The following is a 25388-nucleotide window of genomic DNA, read 5'->3' as shown; positions in this document are numbered from 1 at the left end:
GGCATGAGCGATAACAACGCGGCCCGTAAGGGCGACGAGATTATTCACTCCAGCATTTTTGCTGATATTACCAGCATTGTGGCGGAAGGCGCTGCCTATGCGGTGATTGGCGCGGCGGTGGGCGCGGCAGCGACCGTCGCGGCCCCACTGCTGGGAGCCGGGGCCGCAGCGGCAGGCGTGGCGGCAATTGGATCCAGCTGTCTGTTGAGCGGCATTATTGGTGGGGTTCTGGCGAACGTCGCGGGGATCACCGACGATATCAGCAATGCTGCTGAAGGGCTGGGCAACGCGCTTTTTCCGCCGTCGCCTGCGGGTAAGATCACCACCGGTTCGAGCAATGTTCTGACAAATAAACTTCCCGCTGCACGCGCAGCCGGGACGTTAACGCCTGCCGATACCCCGTCTCCTGAGCCGCAGTCGCCGGGCAGCTTTGCCGACTACGCGGGTATGCTGCTCTCCGCTGCCGGACAGTTCGGCAGCGAGATGTGGCAGCCGAGCGTCGCCTCTGCTGCCGCGGGAACCTCGCCGCTGGAAGAAGACAAGGTGGCTTGCGAAAAGCACTCCGGGCCGCAGTATCTGGCGGAAGGCTCTAAAAGCGTCTTTATCAACGGACAACCCGCGGTACGCGCGAAAGATCGCACCACCTGCGAAGGCACCGTTTCCGACGACGTCTCCCCGAACGTGATCATCGGCGGCGACACCCTCACGGTCCGCGATATCAAAAGCGGTAAAACGCCGGGTCTGGCGTTGGGGATGATTGCGCTCTCCCTGCTGCGCGGGCGTCCGGGCAAGATCCTGAAAAACATGCCCTGCGCGCTGGCTGCTGCCGGTGGCGGGATGCTGGCTGATATGGCCGTCAACGCCGTGTTCGGCTCCTCGCACCCGGTTCACGCTGCTACCGGCGTGAAGGTGCTGAATGACGACGACGAACTCGATTTCTCGCTGCCGGGGCGCTTTCCGCTGCGCTGGCAGCGCAGCTACAACAGCCTGACCACCCGCGAAGGGCTTTTCGGTCTGGGCTGGGCTACCACCTTTGACAGCTATCTGACGCTGGAAGAAAACAATGCCACCTGGTTCGATGAAACCGGGCGCGAGCTGAGCTTTGAACTGCCGCCGGTCGACCGCGCGTTTTACAGCATTAGTGAAGGCATCATTATCCGCCGCAATGAGAGCGGCGACGTGGCGATAGCCGACGATGACGGCGCGGTGTGGCGTCTGTATAAACCGACCCGCGCTAACCCAGCCATCATGCGCCTGGCCTCCCTCAGCGACGAATACGGCAACGCGTTGCTGACGGAATGGGACGAGCACGGGCGGCTGGTCGGACTGCACGATGAGCCGCGGGCGATCGATGTCACCCTGCGCTATGACGATGAACGTTTCCCGCAGCGCGTTACCTCGGCGAGCCATTTTGACGGCAACCAGACATGGCCGCTGATGCAGTGGGGGTATGACGCGCGCGGCCAGCTGGCCAGCGCAACGGATGCCTCCGGCGTGGTTACCCGTGAATACCGTTATAACGATGATGGCCTGATGGTCTGGCACCGTCTGCCGGGCGGGCTGGAGAGCGAATACCGCTGGCAAAAATTCGACCACTGGCGCGTGGTGGAAAACCGCACCAGCACCGGCGACGGCTGTCGCTTTACCTATGATCTAGCCGCCGGGCTGACGACCGTCGAACACTACGACGGTCAGACGCGAAAGCATTACTGGAACGCGCAAAACCTGATTGTTCGCTACGTTGACGAGCGCGGTGAGAACTGGCGCTACGAGTGGGATGACAACGAACTCCTCACGCGTCGCATCGATCCGCTGGGTAATGCCGTTACTTTCGTCTATGACGAGATGGGCAACCGGGTGCAGGAGATCGACGCCGATGGCAATACCCGCACCACCACCTGGCTGGAGCACCGTGCGCTTCCGGCGTCCATCATCGAAGCCGACGGTAGCGCCACCCGGTTCCTGTATGACGAACATCACGGGCTGAAACGCGTGGTGGATCCGATGGGGCAGACCACGCTGCTGCGTCGGGACGAGTTTGGTCAGGTTGTGGAAGAAGTCGATGCCGCCGGGAACAGCCGCTACCAGGAGTACAACGAAGCCGGGCAGATGGTGCGTGTGACGGACTGTTCGGGCCGTGTGACACAATGCCGTTATCATCCGCTAGGCTGGCTGGTGGCTGAGATAAGCGCCGACGGCGAAGAGACGCGTTACCGCTACGACGCCGCGGGGCGTCCGGTGCAGCTCGACCGACCAGAAGGCTGGACCGAGTCGCTCAAATGGAACGAACGTGGCCTGCCGGTGAAGCATGCGGGCGCCGACGGGAAAGAGAGCGAGTTCAGATACGACGAGGCAGGGCGCTTAACCGCCACCCGTAATACGCAGGGTGAAGAGGTGCGCCGCCGCTGGGACAGCCGCGGGCGTCTGATTGCCCTGGAAAACGAAAACGGCGAAGCGTATCAGTTCCGCTGGGGCGCGGACTCGCTGCTGCTGGAAGAGGTGGGACTCGATGGCGAGGCCTCGCAGTATCGCTACGATGCCTGCGGGCGTACGATAGCGCGCACCTTTGCCGCCGGACATCCGGAGGCCATTACCCATTCCTTCGCCTGGAGCGCGAGCGGCCAGCTGGTCGCCCGCACCACGCCGGAGGGGCAGACCCGCTACCACTACACCCCGTCCGGCCTTCTGAGCCGGATTGGGCTGCATCCCGCGCTTTCAGCCGATGCCTGGAGTGCCGAGGCCGAGCAGGAGCTTGTGTTTGAGTATGACGCGCTCGGGCGCGTCACGCGCGAAGCTGGCGAGCACGGTGAGCTGGCGTGGGAGTATGACGCGCTGGGCAACCGCACCTCCGTCACGCTGCCCGATGGCCGCGAGCTGAAGCAGTTCTACTACGGCAGCGGGCATCTGCTCAGCATCGCGCTTGATAAGCTCTCGGTCTCCGACTTTACCCGCGACGAACTTCACCGTGAAACCAGCCGTACGCAGGGGCTGCTAACCACACGCAGCGAATATGACCGTCTCGGTCGACTGCATCGCCGGGACGTTTTTACCGGCAATGCCCAGCGCCCGTCGCCGCGCCGCTGGTCCCGCCGCTGGGATTACGACTATCGCAATAACCTGGTGCGGGAAGAGCGGGACGATAACCCGTTCAGCTGGTACCGCTGGCAGTACGACAGCGCCGGACGTCTGCTGGTTCAGGACGGCACGCTGCCCGGCCAGGAGCAGTGGCGCTGGGATGCTGCCGGTAACCCGCTCGAAGGATCTGCTGAGAAGGTCACGCACAACCGTCTGACGCACCTCAACGGCATTCGCTGGCGCTATGACATCCACGGCCGCACCGTGGAGAAGGATAACGGCCAGACCCGCTGGCACTACCGCTACGACGGCGAGCACCGCCTGACGGAGGTCATCAGCCAGCCGCGGGACCGCAACAGGCCGCAGACGCAGGTCAGCTTCCGCTATGACCCGCTCGGGCGACGCATCAGCAAAACGCGCCGCCAGATGCTGGGCGGACAGCCAACCGGCAAGCCGGTCACTACCCGGTTTGTCTGGGAAGGGTTCCGGCTGTTGCAGGAGGTGCACGGGGATGTGCCGCTGACCTACGTCTACAGCGATCAGGACAGCTACGATCCGCTGGCACGTATTGACGGCGTTGATGCCCCGGAAATCTTCTGGTTCCACTGCCAGCCCAACGGCACACCGGAGCGGATGACGGATAGCGAAGGGCAGGTGCGCTGGGAAGGGGTGAACAGTGCCTGGGGCAAACTGCTGCGGGAAAGCGAGACGCAGGTATCAGGATATTCCCAGAACCTGCGTATGCAGGGGCAATACCTGGACCGCGAGACAGGGCTGCACTACAATCTGTTCCGGTATTACGACCCGGACTGCGGACGATTTACGCAGCAGGACCCGATAGGGCTGGCGGGAGGGATTAACCTTTACCAGTATGCACCGAATGCGCTGGGGTGGGTGGATCCGTGGGGGTTAAAATGTGGTTTTTCTCAAAAAGATCGTATAACACAAAGATGGGTGGATAGATTAACAGGGAAAAAACCCGCTGATGTTCATAATATTTTGACATCCAAAGGTTGGACGAGAACATATCCACAAGCAAATAAACCAGGAGCTATCCAACATATTCAATATGTCAAAACAACAAAATCAGGTACTACGTACAAATTAGATTATCATCCCGGAGGGACTCCAACTCAACCTAATATTCATGGTAATGATTACTGGAAAGTTTATCGCGAAGTTGATGGTGCTGATGTAGTATATGGGAGAATTGGTCATGGAGAGTTTAAAAATTATGATTTAATAACCGATTCACCTGTTTATGTTGACGGAGTTTTACTTAATGGGGGGGTATAAAATGATTGATTTTAATGCTGATATTTTATCAGGAAGAGCACTAGGTAACGTTTTTTTGGGGGATAATATCAGTAAGTACATAAGCGAGTTATATGCTGGCTATAAGGTAACTTACTTTGATTATTTCTTGCCTGATGATAATAAAAGGCTTGCATATATTGTAGATGACACAATGACAATCGCTACCCTTGAAGATGGAACGATCATTTCTATTGGTTGTAACGTAAACTATAAGGGGAGGTATAATAAAATATTACAAACAGGTCAAACGATGGGGGAAATAATAGGGTTGACTTACAAACAGCGTATATTTAATGGCTGTATTATTATAAATGACGACTTTGGTTTTTCATTCGAGTTGCCAGCGCCATATGATGAAATTGCAGATAGCATTGCACATGTTCCACTAGATCTTGTTCTTAATGAAATCCGTGTTGCTGATTACTCTGATTGGAACCCACAAAAAATAAAACGCTGAAGTGTGGGTTAGGGTTGATCCCTCGGATTATTTACTTTACCTAAAACCCTAGGTAAGCATTTTCTGGAGTCATGACATCCACTGTCGTAAGTAAAATACCCAGCGCCCGTCGCAGCGCCGCTGGGATTACTACTACCGCAATAACTTGGTGCGCGAAGAGCGGGACGATAACCCGTTCAAATGGTACCGCTGGCAGTACGACAGACAGTGCCGAGCGTCTCCTGGTTCAGGACGGCACGCTGGCCGGAGAGGAGCAGGGGGTCTGGGATGCAGCCGCTAACCCGCTCGAAGGTTCTGTTGAGAACATTACGCACAACCGCCTGGCGCAGCTGAATGATATTCGCTGGCGTTATAATACCCATGCTTGCACTGTAGAGAAGGATAACGGCCAAACCCGAGGAACCGCAAAAAACCGCAGACGCAGGTCAGCTTCCGCTACGATCCGCTCGGTCGCCGCATCAGTAAAACGCGACGCCAGAAGCTGGGCGGACAGCCAACCGGCAAGCCATCACCACCCGGTGTGTCTGGGAATGACTGCCTACTGGGGGAAGCGCACGGGGATGTGCTGTTCACCTACGTCGACGAAAGTGGTCAGGACAACTACGATTTGCTGGCGCGTGTAGATAGTGTTGATGCTTCATATATCTTCTGGGTCCATTGCCAATCCAACGGCACGGCACAACTTATAACTGATATCTAAAAGCAGTAATTTTGGTGCAGGTTCGAGTATTGGTAATGTTTTTCCATAACAATCATATGGAACAAGAATAAAAGTCTAGGGAATATAATGAGTGATAAGATCATGCAAACAGTAGATCTGCTAATTTCACATAGTCAAATATTGTTACGATCCAGAGACTATGACGAAAAGCTGAGTCAGTGGGGAAAAGGTAATGTTTCTCAAGGCGCTGTTTTACACAAGGATTATGTTGTATTCGATCCATTACCAGAGGACGCATTTGGAGCAAACGTCAATATCAAAATAGATAATGCTTTTAAATTAGATCAAAATGCACAACGCTGCATTGTTGTTCCATTTTTTATTACGGATAAAAATAAGATCCAGATCGCATCTGCGACAGAGAAATTTGATGTAAGCATTAACGTAACCGGCAAGATTTATTCGCTCTTTTATGAGGTTTGTGAGGGGGACGAGATTTATTATAATTTTACTCTTGTGCCTGAAAAAGAAGCAATCCCTGCTAAGTTTTTATTAGACGACCCTTGGGGAGGGAAAAAATACAATCCTCTAAAAGAGGGTTTTTTTTAAAGTTAATAATAACTAAATCGAATGAAAAAAAATCATACGTTAAACAAGAAGTTCACCACATGAACCTCGTTAACGAAGTAATCTTTCCCTTCCGTACGCATCTTGCCTGCTTCTTTCGCGCCTTGCTCACCCTTGCAGGTGATAAAGTCTTAAAACGCGATAGTCTGCGCACGAATGAAGCCCTTCTCAAAGTCGGTGTGGATCTTACCGGCCGCGTGAGGCGCAGTCGCACCGACAGGGATGATTCACGCGTTCACTTCTTTCACGCCCGCGGTGAAGTAGGTTTGCAGGCTGAGCAGCTCATAGCCCGCGCGGATCACGCGGTTCAGCCCCCGCTCGGCCATGAACTCTTTATGGTCGCCGTCGATGATTTCAGCGATATCGGATTCAACCGCGGCGTAAACCGCTACCTCTACAGAACCTTTACCGCTTGAAGACTCTGCTGAGAAGGTCACGCACAACCGTCTGACGCAGCTGAACGTCATTCGCTGGCACTACTGTTATGACGGTGAACATCACCTGACGGAGGTCATCAGCCAGCTGCGGGACCGTAACAGGCCGCGGACGCAGGTCAGCTTCCGTTACCCTCATACATTGTGACATTCCCAACAGTCAATCAATATAGAGGTGATCCTTTGGGTTATCATCAAGCGTTACAGGTAAAATTAGATGTAACTGGCTTAGATGTAATTGAACCCCGGAAAAATACATTTTTGATCTTAAACACAAAAGATCTCGTTGTCTCTAAAAGAATTGTTAAAAGTGGGAGGAGTTGTGGTTGAGGTGAAAATATATTATAAAGGAAGTGTTTATTTTATTGCAGGTGAAGGGACTATTCTCAATGAGTTCATAGGAGAAGTAGCCACGCGACAAATAAATATTATAGATGGAAATTATTATGCTTCTTCCTCTTTGCTAGATAAAAAAGAAAAAGTTGGCTTCCTGCTGTATGATGGTAAGAAAAGCGACCTGAACTTAAGTGACGCCGAAGAAATTTCAAATGAGGAATTTGAAGTTTTCTGGCAAACATCAACGGGTTCATTGCAAGAAAAAAAGCGAATAAAATACTTGTCTGGAGATGCTGTGGAACCTTTGAAAAAATCCACAGTTATTGCTCATATTGTGAATAATAAAGGGAAGTGGGGTAAAGGTTTTGTTCTGTCCCTTTCAAATAAATATCCTGCGGCAAAAAAAAGCTATCTTAGTTGCTTCAAAGAAAATAACTTCCCAGAATTAGGGGTGGTTGATTTTGTTATGGTTGATGCTCAGGAGAAGATATTTATTGCGAATATGTATGCGCAGGATGGTATAAAGAAAAATATCAACGACAAAAAACAATACGTATGTTATGACTCTCTGAAAGTTTGTCTTGAAAAATTATCTGACTTTGCTTTAGTTAATCGCCTTTCTATACAAATGCCAAGGATAGGAGCTGGCCTCGGTGGTGGTGATTGGAATGTTATAGAGTCCTTAATACTAAAAAATATTTGCTATAAAATGATTGATTGCAATGTAATAACTTTATAATTTTAAATAAAATTTAACCATAGATTATGGTGTTTTTGGCGGTTTCTTAGGCAAAGTTTTTTATTTAAAAGGACAAGATCTTAAGTATTATAATATCTATAACAATATACTATTGATCAAGGGAACGAGTTTCACGACAACCAAAAATACGCCGAGGCTTTAGAGCAAAACCAAAAAGCCTGGCAAGCGCTTCCTGAGCCAAAGCTCGAATGGGAACTCGCCAACTGGATCGCTGCCTGCATGTACAGCGCATGTTTTGATCTTGCGGATTATGCTGAGGAAAACAAATGGGGAAAAACGACATTACGGACACGTGGATCGGATATAGACACTGCACCCTTAATCGATCTCGGCATGGTCTGTTATGAGTTAAATCAATTCGAGGAAGCGTATAAATATTTTAACGATGCTTATAACTACAGCAAAGAGCGTGCGTTTCAGGATAGACCTAAAAAATATCTAGAGTTCTATCTGCGCAAAAGGGATAAGTTCGTTACGCTATAAAAAAATCAAACATTACGCGTGGATCCGACAACGCCAGGTAGGTCGTGTGAATTACCATCAATATGGGCAGAATGGCTTGAAGAAGTAGCGATTCCAGGCTCCGGGAATGTAAGATAGGTTACTATATGAATATCAATAAAGATGACGAACTCCTTGTGATAGTTAAGTATGAAGGAAGATTTTATTGGTTCGTTGCGTTCAAGGAAATGTGGGTCTTAGACAGAGTAAAATGGGTAGAGGATTTTGTGAAAAGTGGGGTGGAAATAAACCTACAGAATACCCATAAGGAAAGATATGACATACCAGTTGTAAATGAAGAAAACGCGCAGATATTCATTGAAGGTTTAATTAACGATGGTTATTCATACGATAAGGATGACATTGCTGAGGAGTTTTATAAAAGGCTTTCGCAAAAAACAATTTGGTGGGATATATATGAACTTATGCCGGATTTATTTATAGACTTTGATAATAAAAGATTATATTCGGAATATGTTGAGAGTATGCATTATCAAGAATATGTTCCTGATGGTTGGCAAGGTGAACTTGTTGATTTTTGCAGCAATGGATCGTTACCTCAAGATGAAATGTTCTGGATAAAAAATGAAACTGATCATAGAAGCGTTTTGATCGCTAAAGGATAAAATATATTTTCGGCAAACCATTTTTAGACAATGCAATGGTCGATTCAACACGCCAATTTGTGTTTGTGTTAAGCGAGACAAAGCCGTTACCAATCGTTTTGACCATCTTCAACGCTCAGGGTGAAAAACTATTTTGGTCTGCATCTCCTGAAAGTGCTATTTTCTATTACTTAACATTAAACCAGTCAAAGGAAGTGGTTGTTGTATGTAATTTTACAGTAATACAAAATGGCTGGCATAATTGGTTTTATTCTTGGGATATGAAGCGTAACGCGTTGTCTAGATCAGGACCTTCGTACTAAATTCACATTTAACATTAAAATTACAGCGACAAGAGTGCCTGAAACTGGCGTACGCAAAGGGGGTATACCTGCTAAAGGTGAGAGACTTGCCTGACCAGCAGAGCGTTTACACCAGCACCCTTTTCAGACGTTAAAATTTGCGGCTGCCGACATCATTCTCTTTACCATGTAAAAAAAAAATCCACGCCCAAGCGGGGATTTTTCCCATTCAAAACAAATCAAACGTTAAACAAGAAGTTCATCACATCGCCATCTTTAATGATGTAATCTTTGCCTTCCGCACGCATCTTGCCTGTTTCTTTCGCGCCTTGCTCTCCCTTGTAGGTGATAAAGTCTTCAAACACGATAGTCTGTGTACGAATAAAGCCTTTCACGAAATCGGTGTGGATTTTATCGGCCGCCTGAGGCGCAGTCGCACCCACAGGGATGGTCCACGCACTTCTTTTACGCCCGCGGTGAAGTAGGTTTGCAGGCTGAGCATCTCATGGCCCGCGCGGATCACGCGGTTCAGACCCTGCTCGGCCATGAAATCTTCACGATCGGCGTCGTTCATTTCAGCGATATCGGATTCAACCGCGGCGCAAACCGCCACCACTACAGGACCTTTATCGCTTGAAGAGTCTGCTGAGAAGGTCACGCACAACCGCCTGACGCAGCTGAACGGCATTCGCTGGCGCTATGACATCCACGGCCGCACCGTGGAGAAGGATAACGGCCAGACCCGCTGGCACTACCGCTACGACAGCGAGCATCGCCTGACGGAGGTCATCAGCCAGCCGCGGAATCGCAACAGGCCGCAGACGCAGGCCAGCTTACGCTATGACCCGCTCGGGCGACGCATCAGCAAAACGCGTCGCCAGATGGTGGGCGGACAGCCAACCGGTAACCCAGTCACCACGCGGTTTGTCTGGGAAGGGTTCCGGCTGTTGCAGGAAGTGCACGGGGATGTGCCGCTGACCTACGTCTACAGCGATCAGGACAGCTACGATCCGCTGGCGCGTATCGACGGGGTTGATGCCCCGGAAATCTTCTGGTTCCACTGTCAGCCGAACGGCACGCCGGAACGGATGACGGATAGCGAAGGACAGGTGCGCTGGGAAGGGGTGAACAGCGCCTGGGGCAAGCTGCTGCGGGAAAGCGAGACGCAGGTATCAGGATATTCTCAGAACCTGCGCATGCAGGGGCAATACCTGGATCGTGAGACAGGGCTGCACTACAATCTGTTCCGGTATTATGACCCGGACTGCGGACGATTTACGCAGCAGGACCCGATAGGGCTGGCGGGAGGGATTAACCTTTACCAGTATGCGCCGAATGCGCTGGGGTGGGTGGATCCGTGGGGGTTGAGCCGCGAGTGTAGCGGTAAAACAAAACCTGATTTCTATGTTGGTCCAAATGGCCCTAGTTCGACTATGCCTTCTACAGCATATCGTTATATGGATAGCAAATATGCTCCACAGACAATAGAAAATAAATCAGCCCCGTTAAGTTATTTTGGGTATACGAAATATAAATCTGCACATGAAGCCAGGGACGCCTATCAAATTTTTTATGAGAAAGGTAATCCTGATTCATGGAGTGATGCACGTTTATTAGGTGAGTTTGATACATTACAACTGTATAAAAATGGAGTGCCTCAGGTGCAAGTACCTCTTGCCAATGGTGGTCGAGGGCCTGGATATGAGCTTTTCACCAGTGCATATCCTGAGTATGGTAAAGGTGGGGCATTACAGTTGCTACCAATCGAACGTAATTACCCTGTTATTTTTGAACGTGTTACTATAATTCCGGAGTAAAAGCGATGACAGATGAAGAGTTACGAAAGAATCTTGTTTTTTTAATAAAAAAATATGTTCCGGAAAGTCAACAAAAAGCATTTTATGATGATATATCAAAGTCTACTGTGCCAGTGAAAGGTATTTTAGCTGACTTTAATAAAATCAAAACCAGAACTGTTGATGAAGTTGATGGAGATTTAATACGGGATATTTACTTTTATTTTTGTTGACAGATAATTACGTGGGGGATTTATTTTTCCGTTCGTTTTTTATATTTTTTTGGTTGGGAATGGCTCGGTAAAGAGATGAAAATTATCTTTACCGGCAATCAAAATATCAGCAATGGCGTTTAGGAAATTATTAGTTACGCTGATCTCACAGAAAAAATAATTGAAAATATTTAATTATGCTGGTGATTTGTATAATGGAGAGGACTAAATCAGGCGGTTAGTTGTTGCCGAATATCCTAATTAAACTATAATGGGGGTTTCAGGGTTTGCGCTTGTTACTAACCTGCTGCTCAAAGTTTGAGCAGCAGGGGAAGGGTGCTTCCCCTATCAGTTTTCATATTACAGCTAATCATTAACCCCTTAAAGAATTTCACAAGCATTTTATTTTTAATGGACTGACCCCACATTATCGGTAGAACGATAATAAAAATCGAGGTAATGTAATGAATGATAAAAAAAATACAAATAGTTGAGCTACTGATTTCACATAGTCAAATGTTGTTACGATCCAGAGACTATGACGAAAAGCTGAATTACTGGGGAAAAGGCAATGTTTCTCAAGGTGCTGTTCTTCACAAAGATTATGTTATATTCGACCCATTCCCAGAGGACGCATTTGGAGCCAACGTCAATATCAAATTAGATAATTCTTTTATATTAGATGAAACTGCTCAACGCTGCATTGTAGTGCCATTTTTTATTACAAATAAAAATAAGCTTCAGGTCGCATGATTGAATTTAAATTCAACCCGATTACCGGTGAGCTAAACCTTGATGGTCTTCCTTTAAAAATAGATACTGAAGAAGGCTTTTGTAAGTGTGATTTATACCACGAATTAGTAAAACGCAAAGCTGTAAATAAAAATATGTCGAATCACTACCTTGTTGACTCAGTAATGTTTTTCGATAAAGAATTTCAAGTTACTATACGCCCGGTGTGCTATGGTTTTCATTTTATGCTTCATCTTGTTGATAAAAATAGTCAATACTATAAATCATTAAATGATTGGAATGCACGAACTAATGTTCACATGCTAAATGAATCAGTGAAAAGCCTGTCTGATTGGCTGAAAGAATCACTGAACCTGGACACGCCTGATACCACGGAAACAGACATCATTAGGTGGAACTTTGAGTGGGGGCGGGTTTCAGTCTCATATGAGACAAAGTCATTTAATCATGGGGTATATATAGTTTGGAATATAAAGTAGTCACTTCCAAAAAAGGTGGTTTAGATATGTTAGAAATGAAACTTGATGTTCATACTGGATTTGTAGAAATTAACAACTACCCCATCGAATTAAAAGATGTTGATACTTTTAAAAATTCCGCATTTTACAAGTTTTTCTCGCCATTGACTACAGTAGGTCCTTTTTATTTCGCTATCGATAATGTTAAATGGAAAGATCAAGTTTTCATTTTGGAACTGAGGCCTTCAGCATTTTCTTTTTCTCCATCATTATTCCTTACTAGTAAGGATGGAAGTTTTTATAAAACGTTAGAGGATTGGGATAAAAGGGCTAGTCTGAGTAATTTATCGGATGAGCAGCAGCGTTTGACAGTATGGGTTGAGAATGAAATAACATCAAAGCCTAATCTTAAAATTAACAATCCCCCATATGGATTTCAATGGAGGCATGAATGGGGAAATATTGTTGTACAGTCTAATGAAAAAAGCTTCGATTGTGGTGTTTATATAGAATGGAATGTTTGACTAAATGATGTTAATGATTAATAAAATCCTCCATTTCTTATAGCCTTACTTTTTTATTGATAAACTTAAAATTTAAATAATGAAACTTACTAATCGACTGAAAAAGAAGTTATTAGTCCTTGATGGCATTGACAATGATTTCATAGAGTATGGAAAGGAAATAACATGCCCTGAATGCGAGGGGGTAATAGTCTACTCTATCGTAAACTCATATGAGTTTGACACGCTCACAGAAGAGGTAAAATGCTTTTTGGTTAAGAAAATGAGAGGTGTGAAGCTTGATAGTGAACATAAGAAATATAGCTATGATGAAAGCCAATTAGATGTTTCGAAAAACACATGTTCAAAGTGTTTAAAAGAGTTTTCCGCTATATTAACGTATAAAGAAGTGCAGCCAGCCCGATACCGGGTATATCTTGTGGGGCTTTTTGAAGGTGATTTGAAGCAGATCAAACTTTAAACGTTGAGGTTTACCAATGATTGAAAATCTCATTTGTATTAAAGAAAAAGACCTGCTTCAATGGGCGTGTGGTGAAAGTAACATACTGGTTAGTGTGCCATTTTTAAGCTATGCATTGGTCGACTTAACACGCCAGTTAGTCTTTGTGTTAAGCGAGCCTAAGCCATTACCAACCGTTTTGACCATCTTCAATGTGCAGGGCGAAAAACTATTTTGGTCTGCCCCTCCTGAAGGTGCGACTTTCTATTACTTAACATTCAACCTGTCAAAGGAAGTGATCGTTGTCTGTAGCTATCCAGCAAAAAAAAATGGCTGGCATGATTGGTTTTATTCCTGGGATATGAAGCGTAACGTGTTGTCTCAATCGGGCCCTGCGTATTAAGTTCAAAAGCGCCAAAAAAATGATAACTATAACCGGTGGCAAAAAAGGAACTGTATCAGCAGTTATATCAAGCAGTTTAAAAAAGGCTATGAGGAAAAAGATGACTACGGTTTACATTGTCATATTGACGTATATAAACCCCTTGAGGAGGTTGACGCAACGATACCTTCTCATGTTGAGTGACTAAAAAAGGGTATTCAGAGGGGATATTTCTGACTTCCGGAAGACGGATCCCAAGAACTGGTGGGGTCATTCTCGCTAAATCTGAGAGTCCTGCATCTCTTAAAGAGCGCTAGCGCGAGGGCTCTTTTCAGGCGTTAGGCTTGTGTCTGCCGAAATCATTCCCTTAGATTCCAGCATGAAAACTGATCTCTTAGACAATGTGTTTTAACCTCACAATAAAAAAATCCACGCCAAAGCGTGGATTTTTTTCATTCAAATCAAACGTTAAACAAGAAGTTCATCACGTCGCCATCTTTAACGATGTAATCTTTCCCTTCCGCACGCATCTTGCCTGCTTCTTTCGCGCCTTGCTCACCCTTGTAGGTGATGAAGTCTTCAAACGCGATAGTCTGCGCACGAATGAAGCCTTTCTCGAAGTCGGTGTGGATCTTACCAGCCGCCTGAGGCGCGGTCGCACCCACAGGGATGGTCCACGCACGCACTTCTTTTACGCCAGCGGTGAAGTAGGTTTGCAGGTTCAGCAGCTCATAGCCCGCGCGGATCACGCGGTTCAGGCCCGGCTCTTCCAGACCCAGCTCGGCCATGAACTCTTCACGATCGGCGTCGTCCAGCTCTGCAATATCAGATTCAACGGCAGCGCAAACCGCAACCACTACAGAACCTTCAGCCGCAGCGATTTCACGCACTTTGTCCAGATACGGGTTGTTCTCGAAACCGTCTTCGTTAACGTTGGCGATGTACATGGTTGGCTTCAGGGTCAGGAAGCTCAGGTATTTGATCGCCGCTTTGTCTTCGTCAGTCAGGTTTTTCAGCGCGCGCAGCATGCCCGCGTTTTCCAGCTGTGGCAGACATTTTTCCAGCGCAGCCAGTTCCGCTTTCGCGTCCTTGTCGCCGCCTTTGGCTTTCTTCTGCACGCGGTGAATGGCGCGCTCGCAGGTGTCGAGGTCAGAGAGCGCCAGCTCGGTGTTGATGACGTCGATGTCGTCAGCCGGATCCACTTTGTTGTTTACGTGAATGATATTGTCGTTCTCGAAGCAGCGCACAACGTGGCCGATCGCTTCGGTTTCACGGATGTTGGTAAGGAACTGGTTGCCCAGGCCTTCACCTTTGGATGCGCCTTTTACCAGGCCCGCGATGTCCACGAACTCCATGGCGGTTGGCAGAATGCGCTGCGGCTTCACGATTTCCGCGAGCTGGTCCAGACGCGGATCGGGCATAGGCACGACGCCGGTGTTCGGCTCGATGGTACAGAACGGGAAGTTCGCCGCTTCAATACCTGCTTTGGTGAGCGCGTTGAACAGGGTGGATTTGCCCACGTTTGGCAGACCGACGATACCGCATTTGAATCCCATTTCTAAATCACCTTAATATCTTGATAATCAATCCGTTAACGATAATCGATTGAAGAAAAGTAAATAACTACGCCTATTATACACGTAACCCGCGCGACGCGCGGTAAAAAAGCCCCAGGACGCCGATTATTGCGCTTTGAAAGCGTGCAGTCGATTGGTGGCTTTCGTCAGGCCGTCCTGAAGCCAAATCTCGGTGCAGCGGGCCGCTTCGTCTACCGCTTCGTCAATCAGCTTCTGCTCAGAAACCGGGGGTTTACCCAGTACGAAACCAACAACTTTGTTTTTATCGCCCGGATGGCCGATTCCCACGCGCAAACGGTGGAAATTAGGGTTATTACCCAGTTTGCTGATGATGTCTTTAAGGCCGTTGTGGCCGCCATGACCGCCGCCCAGTTTGAACTTCGCCACCCCTGACGGCAGGTCCAGTTCGTCGTGGGCCACCAGGATCTCATCCGGATTGATGCGATAAAACGTTGCCATAGCTGCCACGGCTTTGCCGCTCAGGTTCATAAAGGTGGTTGGCACCAGCAACCGCACGTCAGCACCCGCAAGATTGATGCGTGAGGTATACCCGTAAAACTTGGGTTCTTCACGCAGGGGAGCGCGCAAACGCTCCGCCAGCAGATCAACATACCAGGCACCGGCGTTATGGCGGGTAGCAGCATACTCTGCGCCCGGATTGGCGAGGCCGACAATCAGTTTAATCGTCACGATTTACTTCCTAATGGGTTCCAGATCTGGCGCGTAGTTTACTGTCTGGCGCGCCGCTTGACAAAGTTCTGCCTGCTGTACACCGAAATGCGAATAATTTCTTCTTTGAACAATTAGAATTTCAAGCTGTTCAATGTCTTATTTGTAAATTTTTGTCCGGGAGTTATCAGTAAATGTGATCATTCACGCAACTCATATAAGAGGCGTTGTCTATACTTTACACACAAGGAGAAGGGGCTTTTCCCCTGACAACCCAAAGTTCCGGAGGTGACATATGAAACGCAAAAACGCTTCAATGCTCGGTAACGTGCTAATGGGGTTGGGACTGTTCGTGATGGTCGCCGGTGTCGGTTATTCAATCTTAAACCAATTACCGCAGCTTGACCTCCCACAATACTTTGCGCATGGCGCGGTGCTGAGTATCTTCCTCGGTGCGGTACTGTGGCTCGCCGGGGCGCGCGTGAGCGGACATGAGGAAGTCTGCGATAAATACTGGTGGGTGCGTCATTACGATAAACGATGCCGCCGCGACCAGCGCAAGCATAGCTAGTGCCCCATAAAGAACACCGAAACGACTTCATCTGAAGTCGTTTTTTTTTGCATGACGCATTGACCCTCACGTAACGTAAGGCTTCAGAGTAACGACACTGGCAGAACAAAAGGAGCCGTTATGTTGATACAGGTGGGAGAACTGGCGAAACGTGCCGGGATCACCGTGCGGACTTTGCATCACTACGAGCAAACAGGGCTGTTGTTACCTTCTGCCAGAAGCGCGGCAGGCTACCGGCTTTATAACCTGGCGGATGTGCAGCGTCTGCATATGATCCAGACGCTGGCAAAAGCCGGGCTGGAGCTTGCCGAAATCAGGGATTTTCTGAAACAGCGTTCGCTGTCATTAGCCGAATTACTCGACGGGCAAATCACTCTGCTGGACAAGCAACTGCGTAGTATCCATACGCTGCGCAACCGGCTGGTGGAATTGCGTACCGGGCTGACCGACGATGCGACGCCGGATCTGGAATCCTGGCTACAGACTCTGGAGTTAATGAATATGTACGATCGCTGGTTTAGCAAAGAAGAGTTGCAGCAACTGCCGTTTGCGGTAGAGAAAGAGGCGCTGGCGGATATCTGGTCGGGGCTGGTGAGGGAGGTTAAACACTTGCTGGAACAGAACGTCAGCGTCACGGACGCGCGGGCGACCGATTTGGCTTCACGGTGGATGGAACGCCTGGAGCAGGATACCGCAGGCAAACCGGAATTTTTGACCCGCCTGAACGAGATGCACAGCGTGGAGCCGCAGATGCAGGAGCAAACCGGCATTACGCCGGAGATAACTGATTACATCACGCGGGCGTTTGCCGAATCAAAGCTCAGCATCTGGGAGAAATATCTCACTGCCGAAGAGATGGCCTTTACCCGGGCGCACTACTTTGACCGGATGATGGAGTGGCCGCCGCTGGTGGCGAAGCTGCATCAGGCGCAGCGAGATAATCTCAGTCCCGCTTCTGACGATGCGCAAAAGCTGGCAGAAAAGTGGCTGGTTTTATTCCAGTCCTATGCGGGAACAAACCCGCAGACCCAGCAAAAATTTCGCCTCGCCATGCAGCAGGAGCCGCATCTGATGAAAGGCACGTGGATGACGCCTGCCGTGCTTGAATGGCTCCAGCAGGCGATCGGGGTGATGATGCAAAGACGCGTCTCTGCATCAGATGACTCACAGATCCGCTAATGCAGCTTCACGGTTAGGGTAGAAGGACAATCGGCCAGGGATCGGCTGCACGCCTGCGCGCGCCATGGTGCGCAGGGGCTGGAATTCGAGGTTACTTATCCGCAGCTCGCAGCCTTCCGGCAGGCGGGCAACAAAGCGCTGGAAGGCATCCAGACCGCCGGCATCCAGCACCGGGACGGCATCCCACTTCAGCACCACAATCCGTTTGCCCGCGATGCGGGATTCCAGATCGCTGAACAAACCTTCCGCTGCGGCGAAGAACAGCGGACCAATCACGCGCAGCACCAGCACATCGTCAGGCACCTCAACGTTAACCGGGGAGAGACGCGTCATCTGCGCGATGCGGCGCATAAACAGCAGCGAGGCCAGCACTATGCCGACGCTGATAGCGATAACCATATCGAACAGCACGGTCAGCGACATGCAGATCAGCATCACGATAATGTCGTCTTTCGGCGCGCGGCGCAGCAGGTTAACCACCTTATGCGCCTCACTCATGTTCCAGGCCACCATCAGCAGCAACGCAGCCATGGCAGAGAGCGGAAGCCATGAAAGCAGCGGGGCAAGGATCAGCAGCGCCATGATCACCAGCAGGGAGTGAATGACCGCCGAAACCGGTGATGTCGCGCCCGCACGTACGTTCGCGGCGGAACGGGCAATCGCAGCCGTAGCCGTAATACCGCCGAAGAACGGTGCAACGATGTTCCCTAAGCCCTGGCCGACCAGCTCGCTATTGGCTTTATGCTTAGTGCCGGTCATGCCGTCGAGCACAACGGCGCACAGTAGAGATTCAATCGCGCCCAGCATTGCCATGGAGAATGCAGCGGGCAGCAGAGCGCGAAGGGAATCCCAGCTCAGGGTGAAGCTGGAGCCCGGCATGTCCCACGGCAGAACCAGCTGCGGCAGCAGCTGCGGAATGCCGCTGCCCTGTGAGCCGTCCGCCAGAACATAGTGGAACTGGGAGCCAATGGTGGCGACCTGTCCACCGAGCAGGTTGACGGCGCCCATCACCGCGCAGCCCAGCAGCAGAGCGGGCAGATGGCCCGGGAGACGAATGCCTAAGCGAGGCCAGACGATGAGTGTGCCGAGGGTAACGATGCCAATGGCCGCATCGCCCAGGTTGGCCGTCGGCAACGCCATAAACAGCGCGCCCACTTTCTGTAAATAGTGCTCCGGAACATGGGCCATTTGCAGGCCGAGGAAATCCTTAATCTGCATGGTCCCGATGGTAATCCCAATCCCCGAGGTGAACCCCAGCGTTACGGAAAGGGGAATATATTCAATCAGGCGACCAAAGCGGGCCAGACCAAACAGAATTAAAAAGATGCCGGACATCAGGGTGGCAACCAGCAGGCCTGCCAGACCAAACTGTTGGGAAACCGGGTAGAGGATCACCACAAAGGCGGCCGTCGGGCCGGAGACGCTGAAGCGGGACCCGCCCGTCAGCGCAATCACAATCCCCGCAACGGCCGAGGTGTACAGCCCGTACTGCGGCGCGACGCCGCTACCAATCGCCAGCGCCATCGCCAGCGGGATGGCAATAATCCCGACGGTGATCCCGGCTATCAGGTCACGAACAAAGCGTGACGACGTGTATTTCTCTTTCCAGCAGGCGTCGATGAGGGCGCGAAAGGGCAGAACATGTGAGGAGGTTACTTTTTTCACAATTATCTATCATCCGTGTGCGCATCATCTGTCATATGAATGGCAGGTGAAGGAGGCATAAGTCATACAAATAAATACTATAAACAAAAAAACCCGCCGTAGCGGGTTTTTTGGCCGTGTTCGATCAGTGTTCGAACATTGCAGAGATCGATTCTTCGTTGCTGATACGACGAATTGCTTCGGCCAGCATCCCGGACAGAGTCAACGTACGCACATTTGGCAGCGCTTTGATCTCGTCGCTCAGTGGAATGGTATCGCACACCACAACTTCGTCAATGACGGAGTTACGGAGGTTGTTTACCGCATTGCCGGAGAAGATCGGGTGAGTGGCGTAAGCGAATACGCGTTTCGCACCACGCTCTTTCAGCGCTTCAGCGGCTTTACACAGCGTACCGCCGGTATCGATCATGTCGTCCACCAACACGCAGTCACGGCCAGCCACGTCACCGATGATGTGCATCACCTGAGAAACGTTAGCGCGCGGACGGCGTTTGTCGATGATCGCCATGTCGGTATCGTTCAGCAGCTTCGCGATAGCACGCGCACGTACCACGCCGCCGATGTCTGGAGAAACCACAATCGGGTTGTCCAGATTCAGTTGCAGCATGTCTTCCAGCAGGATTGGGCTGCCGAATACGTTATCAACCGGCACGTCGAAGAAGCCCTGAATCTGCTCTGCGTGCAGGTCGACCGTCAGTACGCGGTCAACGCCGACGCTGGACAGGAAGTCAGCGACTACTTTAGCGGTGATTGGCACACGCGCGGAACGGACGCGACGGTCCTGACGTGCATAGCCAAAGTAAGGAATAACAGCAGTGATACGGCCAGCAGAAGCACGACGCAGCGCGTCGACCATAACAACCAATTCCATCAGGTTGTCATTCGTTGGAGCACAGGTGGACTGGATGATGAAAATATCACCACCGCGTACATTTTCATTAATTTGTACGCTGACTTCGCCGTCGCTAAAGCGACCTACAGCGGCGTCGCCGAGGGAAGTGTACAGGCGGTTGGCAATACGTTGTGCTAGTTCCGGGGTGGCGTTACCAGCAAAAAGCTTCATATCAGGCACGAGAAGAACCTCAGGCATGCGTCCAGTGGTGGATAGCGTTCGCCGCAAACTGCGGGGCCTAAGCAAACGCTATCCAGGCGGTGTATTAAAGAGCGCGATGCAACGTCTGGAACAGGGTGACGTTGTCACCGAAACTCAGTCTGCGCCAGAATGGCCTGCTGTAGGGGGGAGATGTTCATCCCGCGTGCTACAAAACCATGCAGCCAAACCGGCGCTTGCTCAAGCACCTGACGGGCGGCGGTTTCGGTGTCAAATTCAGCAAAGACACAGGCCCCTGTACCGGTCAGGCGCGACGGCGCGTATTCTAACAGCCAGGAAAGCACCGCATCAACCTCGCGAAAACGTTTTCTTGCGATATCCTCGCAATCGTTGCTGAATTCACAATTTAATAACGTTTTTATTGACCGTACCGGGGTATTTCTTTTCAGGTCAGGATCTTTAAAGATGACCGGGGTAGGAATGCTCACGCCAGGGTGAACGATCAGATACCATTTTTCCGGCGGATCGACCGGCGTGAGGATTTCACCGACACCTTCAGCGAACGCCGCGTGGCCGCGCACAAACACCGGTACATCGGCGCCCAGCGTCAATCCTAACGCTGCCAGTTCGTCCGTCGTCAGACCGCAGTCCCAGAGGTGGTTAAGCGCCACCAGTACGGTCGCGGCGTTTGATGAACCGCCACCAAGACCGCCGCCCATTGGCAGGCGTTTGTCGATACGGATATCCGCACCGCTTCCCGCTGGCAGACGACCCGACGACGACGCCGTTTTCATCAGAAGGCGAGCAGCGCGCACGATCAGGTTATCCTCATGCGCCACGCCGTCGACCGGCGTCAGCAGGTGAATCTGCCCGTCCTGACGCGGTTCGATGGAGATCGTGTCGCCGTAATCGACAAACTGAAACAGCGTTTGCAGGGTGTGATAGCCGTCAGCGCGCTGTCCGGTAATGTAGAGAAACAGGTTCAGTTTTGCGGGAGAGGGCCAGTGGGTCATCATTTAACGATCCAGTTGTCCATTTTCAGCTTGATACGCTGGCTACCCTGCGTCAGCTCCATATTGGACGGCAGCGACGGTTGCGTCTTGCTGTCATACGCGCTGTACACCACTTTCCAGGTTTTACCGCCCTGAGTGTAATTTACCTGGCTCAGACGGTATTGATCGTCGAGCGTGTAGTCGGTTGCGTCACCCGGCAGGCCAAGGATCCACTGGCGCAGACTATTGAGCGGAATCGGCATCCCGGTCAGCTTGCCAATCATCTCTTCGGCGTCGGTTGCCGTGTAGTGCTGGCCTTTGTTATCGGTAATCTGCGCTTCGCCAGGCTTCGCGTTCAGCTCCAGTTCGGTGCTGCCCAGCGGGTTCAGCAGCAGCAGGCGATAGTTGTCCTGACCCGTTTGCTGCCAGAAGAAGCGAGCGTAAACTTTTTGCTCGTCAGAGAGATAAGCAAATGCACCGCGGGTCTGATACTGGCTTAATTTCAGCACGTCCTGCTGGTGCTGACGCCACTGCGGTGAGTCAGGGCTTTTGCCCGGGCCTTTCGGCTGATGAACGGAACAGGCGGTCAGAACCAGGGCCGCCAGAGGCAGCAGGCGAATCATTCGGGTCATAATGATGACAAATCCTTGAGATACGTTGCAGTTATAATTGTTAATGCTAGCGTTGAAGGGTGCCACCGTCTACGTTCAAATTATCTCAAAGCGTGGCGTAAGCTATTACTCCGAAAGGGGGCAGTCTCTTTTATTGATCTCGCGCATCCTGTATGATGCGTCCTGCTAACCTTATTAACGCTGGTACTACTCCCGCTCAACATGACCCTATTAGCACTCGGTATTAACCACAAAACGGCCCCGGTTTCACTGCGAGAACGCGTTACGTTTTCGCCGGATACGCTCGACCTGGCGCTGGACAGCCTGCTTGCACAGCCGATGGTGCAGGGTGGCGTGGTGCTGTCGACGTGCAACCGTACCGAGCTCTATTTAAGCGTGGAGGAGCAGGACAACCTGCACGAGGCGCTGATCCGCTGGCTATGTGACTACCACAACCTCAACGAAGAAGAGCTGCGCAACAGCCTGTACTGGCATCAGGATAACGATGCGGTCAGCCATCTGATGCGCGTGGCCAGCGGTCTGGATTCGCTGGTGCTGGGCGAGCCACAGATCCTCGGCCAGGTGAAAAAAGCCTTCGCGGATTCCCAGAAAGGGCATCTGAAAGCCAGCGAACTTGAACGAATGTTCCAGAAGTCATTCTCCGTGGCGAAGCGTGTGCGAACCGAAACCGACATTGGCGCCAGTGCGGTTTCGGTTGCTTTCGCGGCCTGTACCCTTGCCCGTCAAATCTTCGAATCGCTGTCGACCGTCACCGTACTGCTGGTGGGGGCGGGCGAAACCATCGAGCTGGTGGCGCGCCATCTTCGCGAACACAAGGTGAAGAAGATGATCATCGCCAACCGCACCCGCGAACGTGCACAGGTGCTGGCAGATGAAGTGGGCGCTGAGGTGATTGCGTTGAGCGACATCGATGAACGTCTGAAAGAGGCGGACATTATTATCAGCTCTACCGCAAGCCCGCTGCCGATTATCGGGAAAGGGATGGTCGAGCGTGCGCTGAAATCGCGCCGCAATCAGCCGATGCTGCTGGTGGATATCGCCGTTCCGCGTGATGTCGAACCGGAAGTGGGCAAACTGGCGAACGCCTACCTGTACAGCGTGGATGACCTGCAAAGCATCATTTCGCACAACCTTGCCCAGCGTAAGGCGGCGGCTGTGCAGGCGGAAACCATCGTTGAACAGGAAACCAGCGAATTTATGGCCTGGCTGCGCGCGCAAAGCGTCAGCGAGACCATCCGCGAATACCGCGGTCAGGCGGAGCAGGTGCGTGATGACCTGACGGCCAAAGCGTTAGCGGCCCTTGAACAGGGCGGCGACGCGCAGGCGATTATGCAGGATCTGGCCTGGAAACTGACCAACCGCCTGATCCATGCCCCAACCAAATCTCTTCAGCAGGCTGCCCGTGACGGGGACGATGAACGCCTGACAATTCTGCGCAACAGCCTCGGGCTGGAATAGCGCCCTATACCCATTTTCTAAGACAAGGTGCATTTACGCCTATGAAGCCTTCTATCGTCGCTAAACTGGAAGCTCTGCACGAGCGCCATGAAGAAGTCCAGGCGCTGCTCGGCGATGCCGGGACCATTGCCGACCAGGAACGTTTTCGCGCGCTGTCGCGTGAATACGCGCAGTTAAGTGATGTTTCAAAATGCTTTACCGACTGGCGACAGGTCCAGGAAGATATCGAAACCGCGCAGATGATGCTCGACGATCCTGAGATGCGCGAGATGGCGCAGGAAGAGTTACAGGATGCGAAAGCGCGTTCAGAAGAGATGGAGCAGCAGCTTCAGGTGCTTCTGCTGCCGAAAGATCCGGACGATGAGCGTAACGCCTTTGTGGAAGTCCGCGCCGGTACCGGCGGCGACGAAGCGGCGCTGTTCGCCGGGGATCTGTTCCGTATGTACAGCCGTTATGCCGAATCCCGTCGCTGGCGCGTGGAGATCATGAGCGCCAACGAAGGCGAGCATGGCGGCTACAAAGAGGTTATCGCCAAAATCAGCGGTGACGGCGTGTACGGTCGACTGAAATTTGAATCCGGCGGTCACCGCGTGCAGCGCGTGCCTGCGACGGAATCGCAGGGGCGCATTCATACCTCGGCCTGTACGGTGGCGGTGATGCCGGAGCTGCCGGAAGCGGAACTGCCGGATATCAACCCGGCGGATCTGCGCATCGACACCTTCCGCTCTTCAGGGGCAGGTGGTCAGCACGTTAACACCACCGACTCCGCTATCCGTATTACTCACCTGCCCACCGGGATTGTGGTTGAGTGTCAGGATGAACGTTCCCAGCACAAGAACAAAGCTAAGGCGTTATCCGTGCTGGGCGCCCGTATCCACGCGGCGGAAATGGCGAAACGCCAACAGGCGGAAGCCTCTACCCGCCGTAACCTGCTGGGCAGCGGCGACCGTAGCGATCGTAACCGCACCTATAACTTCCCGCAGGGGCGCGTAACCGACCACCGCATCAACCTGACGCTGTACCGTCTGGATGAGGCAATGGAAGGCAAGCTCGATATGCTGATTGAGCCTATCGTGCAGGAATACCAGGCCGACCAGCTGGCGGCACTGTCCGAGCAGGATTAATGGATTTTCAGCGCTGGTTACGCCATGCCGCCAGTGAGCTTTCTGCAAGTGAAAGCCCGAAGCGCGACGCCGAAATTCTGCTTGAGCATGTGACGGGTAAAGCCCGCACGTATCTGCTGGCTTTCGGCGAAACCGCGCTGACCGCTGAACAGCAATCGCAGCTGGAGACGCTGCTTGCCCGCCGTAAAACCGGCGAGCCGGTGGCGCATCTGGTTGGCGAGCGCGAGTTCTGGTCCCTTCCACTGTACGTCTCAGCGGCCACGCTGATCCCGCGCCCGGACACCGAGTGTCTGGTGGAGCAGGCGCTGGCGCGGTTACCGGCGCAGTCGTGTCAGATCCTCGATCTCGGCACCGGCACCGGGGCGATTGCGCTGGCGCTTGCCAGCGAGCGGCCAGACTGCACCGTGACGGCGGTAGACGTGATGCCTGATGCGGTCGCCCTCGCGCGGCGCAACGTTGAACGGCTGGGGCTGAACAATGTTTCCGTTCTGCAAAGCAGCTGGTTTGCCGCGCTTGAAAGCCGCATGTTTGAAATGGTTGTCAGCAATCCGCCCTACATCGACGAAGACGATCCGCATCTCGCGCAGGGCGACGTGCGTTTTGAACCGTTGACCGCGCTGGTCGCTGCGAATCAGGGACTTGCGGATCTTGATCACATTGTGACAACGTCACGGCAACATTTGCTTCCCGGTGGCTGGCTGCTGGTGGAACATGGCTGGACGCAGGGAGAGGCGGTGCGAGCGCTGTTTACGCATGCCGGATACGCTGCCGTGGAAACCTGCCGGGATTACGGCGGCAATGAACGTCTGACGCTGGGGCAGCGGTCATGAG

The 25388-nt window shown here is 51.5% G+C and carries 23 protein-coding genes and 5 pseudogenes; 20 read left to right on the top strand and 8 right to left on the bottom strand.

Going from position 1 to position 25388, the window contains the following annotated elements:
* The first annotated feature begins 3 nt into the window (after positions 1–3).
* From ACOTXL_RS02765 to comJ (ACOTXL_RS02750), 4 genes are all read left to right on the top strand, one after another.
* Complete coding sequence (locus ACOTXL_RS02765) at positions 4–4371, top strand: RHS repeat-associated core domain-containing protein (protein ID WP_228041307.1); 4368 nt, start codon at positions 4–6, stop codon at positions 4369–4371.
* Position 4372: 1 nt separating this feature from the next.
* Positions 4373–4849, top strand: coding sequence for a hypothetical protein (locus ACOTXL_RS02760; protein WP_032609451.1), 477 nt, complete (start codon positions 4373–4375; stop codon positions 4847–4849).
* A 71-nt stretch (positions 4850–4920) separates the two neighbouring features.
* Complete coding sequence (locus ACOTXL_RS02755) at positions 4921–5472, top strand: hypothetical protein (protein WP_223307895.1); 552 nt, start codon at positions 4921–4923, stop codon at positions 5470–5472.
* A 164-nt stretch (positions 5473–5636) separates the two neighbouring features.
* Positions 5637–6119: a competence protein ComJ gene (comJ, locus tag ACOTXL_RS02750; protein WP_023314287.1), complete on the top strand. Its 483-nt coding sequence runs from the start codon at positions 5637–5639 to the stop codon at positions 6117–6119.
* A 32-nt stretch (positions 6120–6151) separates the two neighbouring features.
* Here comJ (ACOTXL_RS02750) and ACOTXL_RS02745 read toward each other — a convergent pair.
* Positions 6152–6559, bottom strand: a pseudogene (locus ACOTXL_RS02745) (DUF933 domain-containing protein); the annotation flags it as partial.
* Here ACOTXL_RS02745 and ACOTXL_RS02740 point away from each other — a divergent pair.
* The 3 genes and pseudogenes from ACOTXL_RS02740 to ACOTXL_RS02730 form a co-directional block, all read left to right on the top strand.
* Positions 6546–6704: pseudogene (locus ACOTXL_RS02740) on the top strand (RHS repeat protein); the annotation flags it as partial. The pseudogenes ACOTXL_RS02745 and ACOTXL_RS02740 sit on opposite strands and share 14 nt — an antisense overlap.
* 153 nt (positions 6705–6857) lie before the next feature.
* Entirely contained in the window at positions 6858–7646 is a 789-nt protein-coding gene (locus tag ACOTXL_RS02735) for an Appr-1-p processing protein (RefSeq protein ID WP_045351225.1), read from the top strand.
* A gap of 629 nt (positions 7647–8275) precedes the next feature.
* On the top strand, positions 8276–8794 hold the full coding sequence (locus ACOTXL_RS02730) for a hypothetical protein (protein WP_022651381.1): 519 nt from the start codon (positions 8276–8278) through the stop codon (positions 8792–8794).
* 520 nt (positions 8795–9314) lie between these two features.
* Here ACOTXL_RS02730 and ACOTXL_RS02725 read toward each other — a convergent pair.
* A pseudogene (locus ACOTXL_RS02725) lies at positions 9315–9700 on the bottom strand (DUF933 domain-containing protein); the annotation flags it as partial.
* 7 nt (positions 9701–9707) lie between these two features.
* Between ACOTXL_RS02725 and ACOTXL_RS02720 the strand changes: the two are divergent.
* From ACOTXL_RS02720 to ACOTXL_RS02685, 8 genes and pseudogenes are all read left to right on the top strand, one after another.
* Positions 9708–10892 (top strand): annotated as a pseudogene (locus ACOTXL_RS02720) (RHS repeat domain-containing protein); the annotation flags it as partial.
* Between the two features lie 5 nt (positions 10893–10897).
* The gene (locus ACOTXL_RS02715; RefSeq protein WP_022648388.1) at positions 10898–11104 is read left to right on the top strand and encodes a hypothetical protein; all 207 of its coding nucleotides are present in this window, start codon (positions 10898–10900) and stop codon (positions 11102–11104) included.
* A gap of 447 nt (positions 11105–11551) precedes the next feature.
* Entirely contained in the window at positions 11552–11836 is a 285-nt protein-coding gene (gene comJ / locus ACOTXL_RS02710) for a competence protein ComJ (RefSeq protein WP_045351019.1), read from the top strand.
* Complete coding sequence (locus ACOTXL_RS02705) at positions 11833–12315, top strand: hypothetical protein (protein WP_023314281.1); 483 nt, start codon at positions 11833–11835, stop codon at positions 12313–12315. Before comJ (ACOTXL_RS02710) ends, ACOTXL_RS02705 begins: the two co-directional genes overlap by 4 nt.
* Positions 12316–12341: 26 nt before the next feature.
* Positions 12342–12818 (top strand): hypothetical protein, encoded by a 477-nt coding sequence (locus ACOTXL_RS02700; RefSeq protein ID WP_003856645.1) that lies wholly within the window; start codon positions 12342–12344, stop codon positions 12816–12818.
* A 79-nt stretch (positions 12819–12897) separates the two neighbouring features.
* Positions 12898–13278, top strand: coding sequence for a hypothetical protein (locus tag ACOTXL_RS02695; RefSeq protein WP_022651375.1), 381 nt, complete (start codon positions 12898–12900; stop codon positions 13276–13278).
* A gap of 16 nt (positions 13279–13294) precedes the next feature.
* Entirely contained in the window at positions 13295–13660 is a 366-nt protein-coding gene (locus ACOTXL_RS02690) for a hypothetical protein (RefSeq protein ID WP_003856647.1), read from the top strand.
* 100 nt (positions 13661–13760) lie between these two features.
* A pseudogene (locus ACOTXL_RS02685) lies at positions 13761–14051 on the top strand (YciI family protein).
* 49 nt (positions 14052–14100) lie between these two features.
* Here the strand turns inward: ACOTXL_RS02685 and ychF are convergent.
* Complete coding sequence (ychF, locus tag ACOTXL_RS02680) at positions 14101–15195, bottom strand: redox-regulated ATPase YchF (RefSeq protein WP_045351016.1); 1095 nt, start codon at positions 15193–15195, stop codon at positions 14101–14103.
* A 126-nt stretch (positions 15196–15321) separates the two neighbouring features.
* Entirely contained in the window at positions 15322–15906 is a 585-nt protein-coding gene (pth, locus tag ACOTXL_RS02675) for an aminoacyl-tRNA hydrolase (RefSeq protein WP_045351015.1), read from the bottom strand.
* A gap of 274 nt (positions 15907–16180) precedes the next feature.
* On the opposite strand from pth, the gene ychH reads away from it, so the two are divergent.
* Positions 16181–16456, top strand: coding sequence for a stress-induced protein YchH (gene ychH / locus ACOTXL_RS02670; protein WP_003856655.1), 276 nt, complete (start codon positions 16181–16183; stop codon positions 16454–16456).
* A gap of 120 nt (positions 16457–16576) precedes the next feature.
* On the top strand, positions 16577–17635 hold the full coding sequence (locus ACOTXL_RS02665; RefSeq protein WP_022651374.1) for a MerR family transcriptional regulator: 1059 nt from the start codon (positions 16577–16579) through the stop codon (positions 17633–17635).
* On the opposite strand, the gene dauA is transcribed toward ACOTXL_RS02665, so the two are convergent.
* The 4 genes from dauA to lolB form a co-directional block, all read right to left on the bottom strand.
* A complete protein-coding gene (dauA, locus tag ACOTXL_RS02660; RefSeq protein ID WP_032658872.1) occupies positions 17621–19300 on the bottom strand; it encodes a C4-dicarboxylic acid transporter DauA in 1680 nt (559 codons plus the stop codon). The genes ACOTXL_RS02665 and dauA overlap by 15 nt on opposite strands.
* 124 nt (positions 19301–19424) lie before the next feature.
* Complete coding sequence (prs, locus tag ACOTXL_RS02655) at positions 19425–20372, bottom strand: ribose-phosphate diphosphokinase (RefSeq protein WP_003856663.1); 948 nt, start codon at positions 20370–20372, stop codon at positions 19425–19427.
* 125 nt (positions 20373–20497) lie between these two features.
* Entirely contained in the window at positions 20498–21367 is an 870-nt protein-coding gene (ispE, locus tag ACOTXL_RS02650; protein WP_003856664.1) for a 4-(cytidine 5'-diphospho)-2-C-methyl-D-erythritol kinase, read from the bottom strand.
* Positions 21364–21975: a lipoprotein insertase outer membrane protein LolB gene (lolB, locus tag ACOTXL_RS02645; protein ID WP_003856665.1), complete on the bottom strand. Its 612-nt coding sequence runs from the start codon at positions 21973–21975 to the stop codon at positions 21364–21366. The genes ispE and lolB overlap by 4 nt, the downstream gene beginning before the upstream one ends.
* 201 nt (positions 21976–22176) lie before the next feature.
* Here lolB and hemA point away from each other — a divergent pair, with 201 nt between their 5' ends.
* From hemA to prmC, 3 genes are read left to right on the top strand one after another with little or no spacing between them, the layout of a single operon-like run.
* On the top strand, positions 22177–23433 hold the full coding sequence (gene hemA, locus ACOTXL_RS02640) for a glutamyl-tRNA reductase (protein WP_003856666.1): 1257 nt from the start codon (positions 22177–22179) through the stop codon (positions 23431–23433).
* Between the two features lie 41 nt (positions 23434–23474).
* A complete protein-coding gene (prfA, locus tag ACOTXL_RS02635) occupies positions 23475–24557 on the top strand; it encodes a peptide chain release factor 1 (RefSeq protein WP_003856667.1) in 1083 nt (360 codons plus the stop codon).
* Positions 24557–25387: a peptide chain release factor N(5)-glutamine methyltransferase gene (gene prmC / locus ACOTXL_RS02630; protein WP_045351014.1), complete on the top strand. Its 831-nt coding sequence runs from the start codon at positions 24557–24559 to the stop codon at positions 25385–25387. The genes prfA and prmC overlap by 1 nt, the downstream gene beginning before the upstream one ends.
* Position 25388 lies beyond the last annotated feature (1 nt).

Source organism: Enterobacter cloacae complex sp. IR5402 (genome assembly GCF_049238125.1).
In the GTDB taxonomy this organism is placed as follows: domain Bacteria; phylum Pseudomonadota; class Gammaproteobacteria; order Enterobacterales; family Enterobacteriaceae; genus Enterobacter; species Enterobacter hormaechei_C.
Note: the sequence above shows the minus strand (reverse complement) of the source record. Positions and strands in the feature narration are given on the sequence as shown.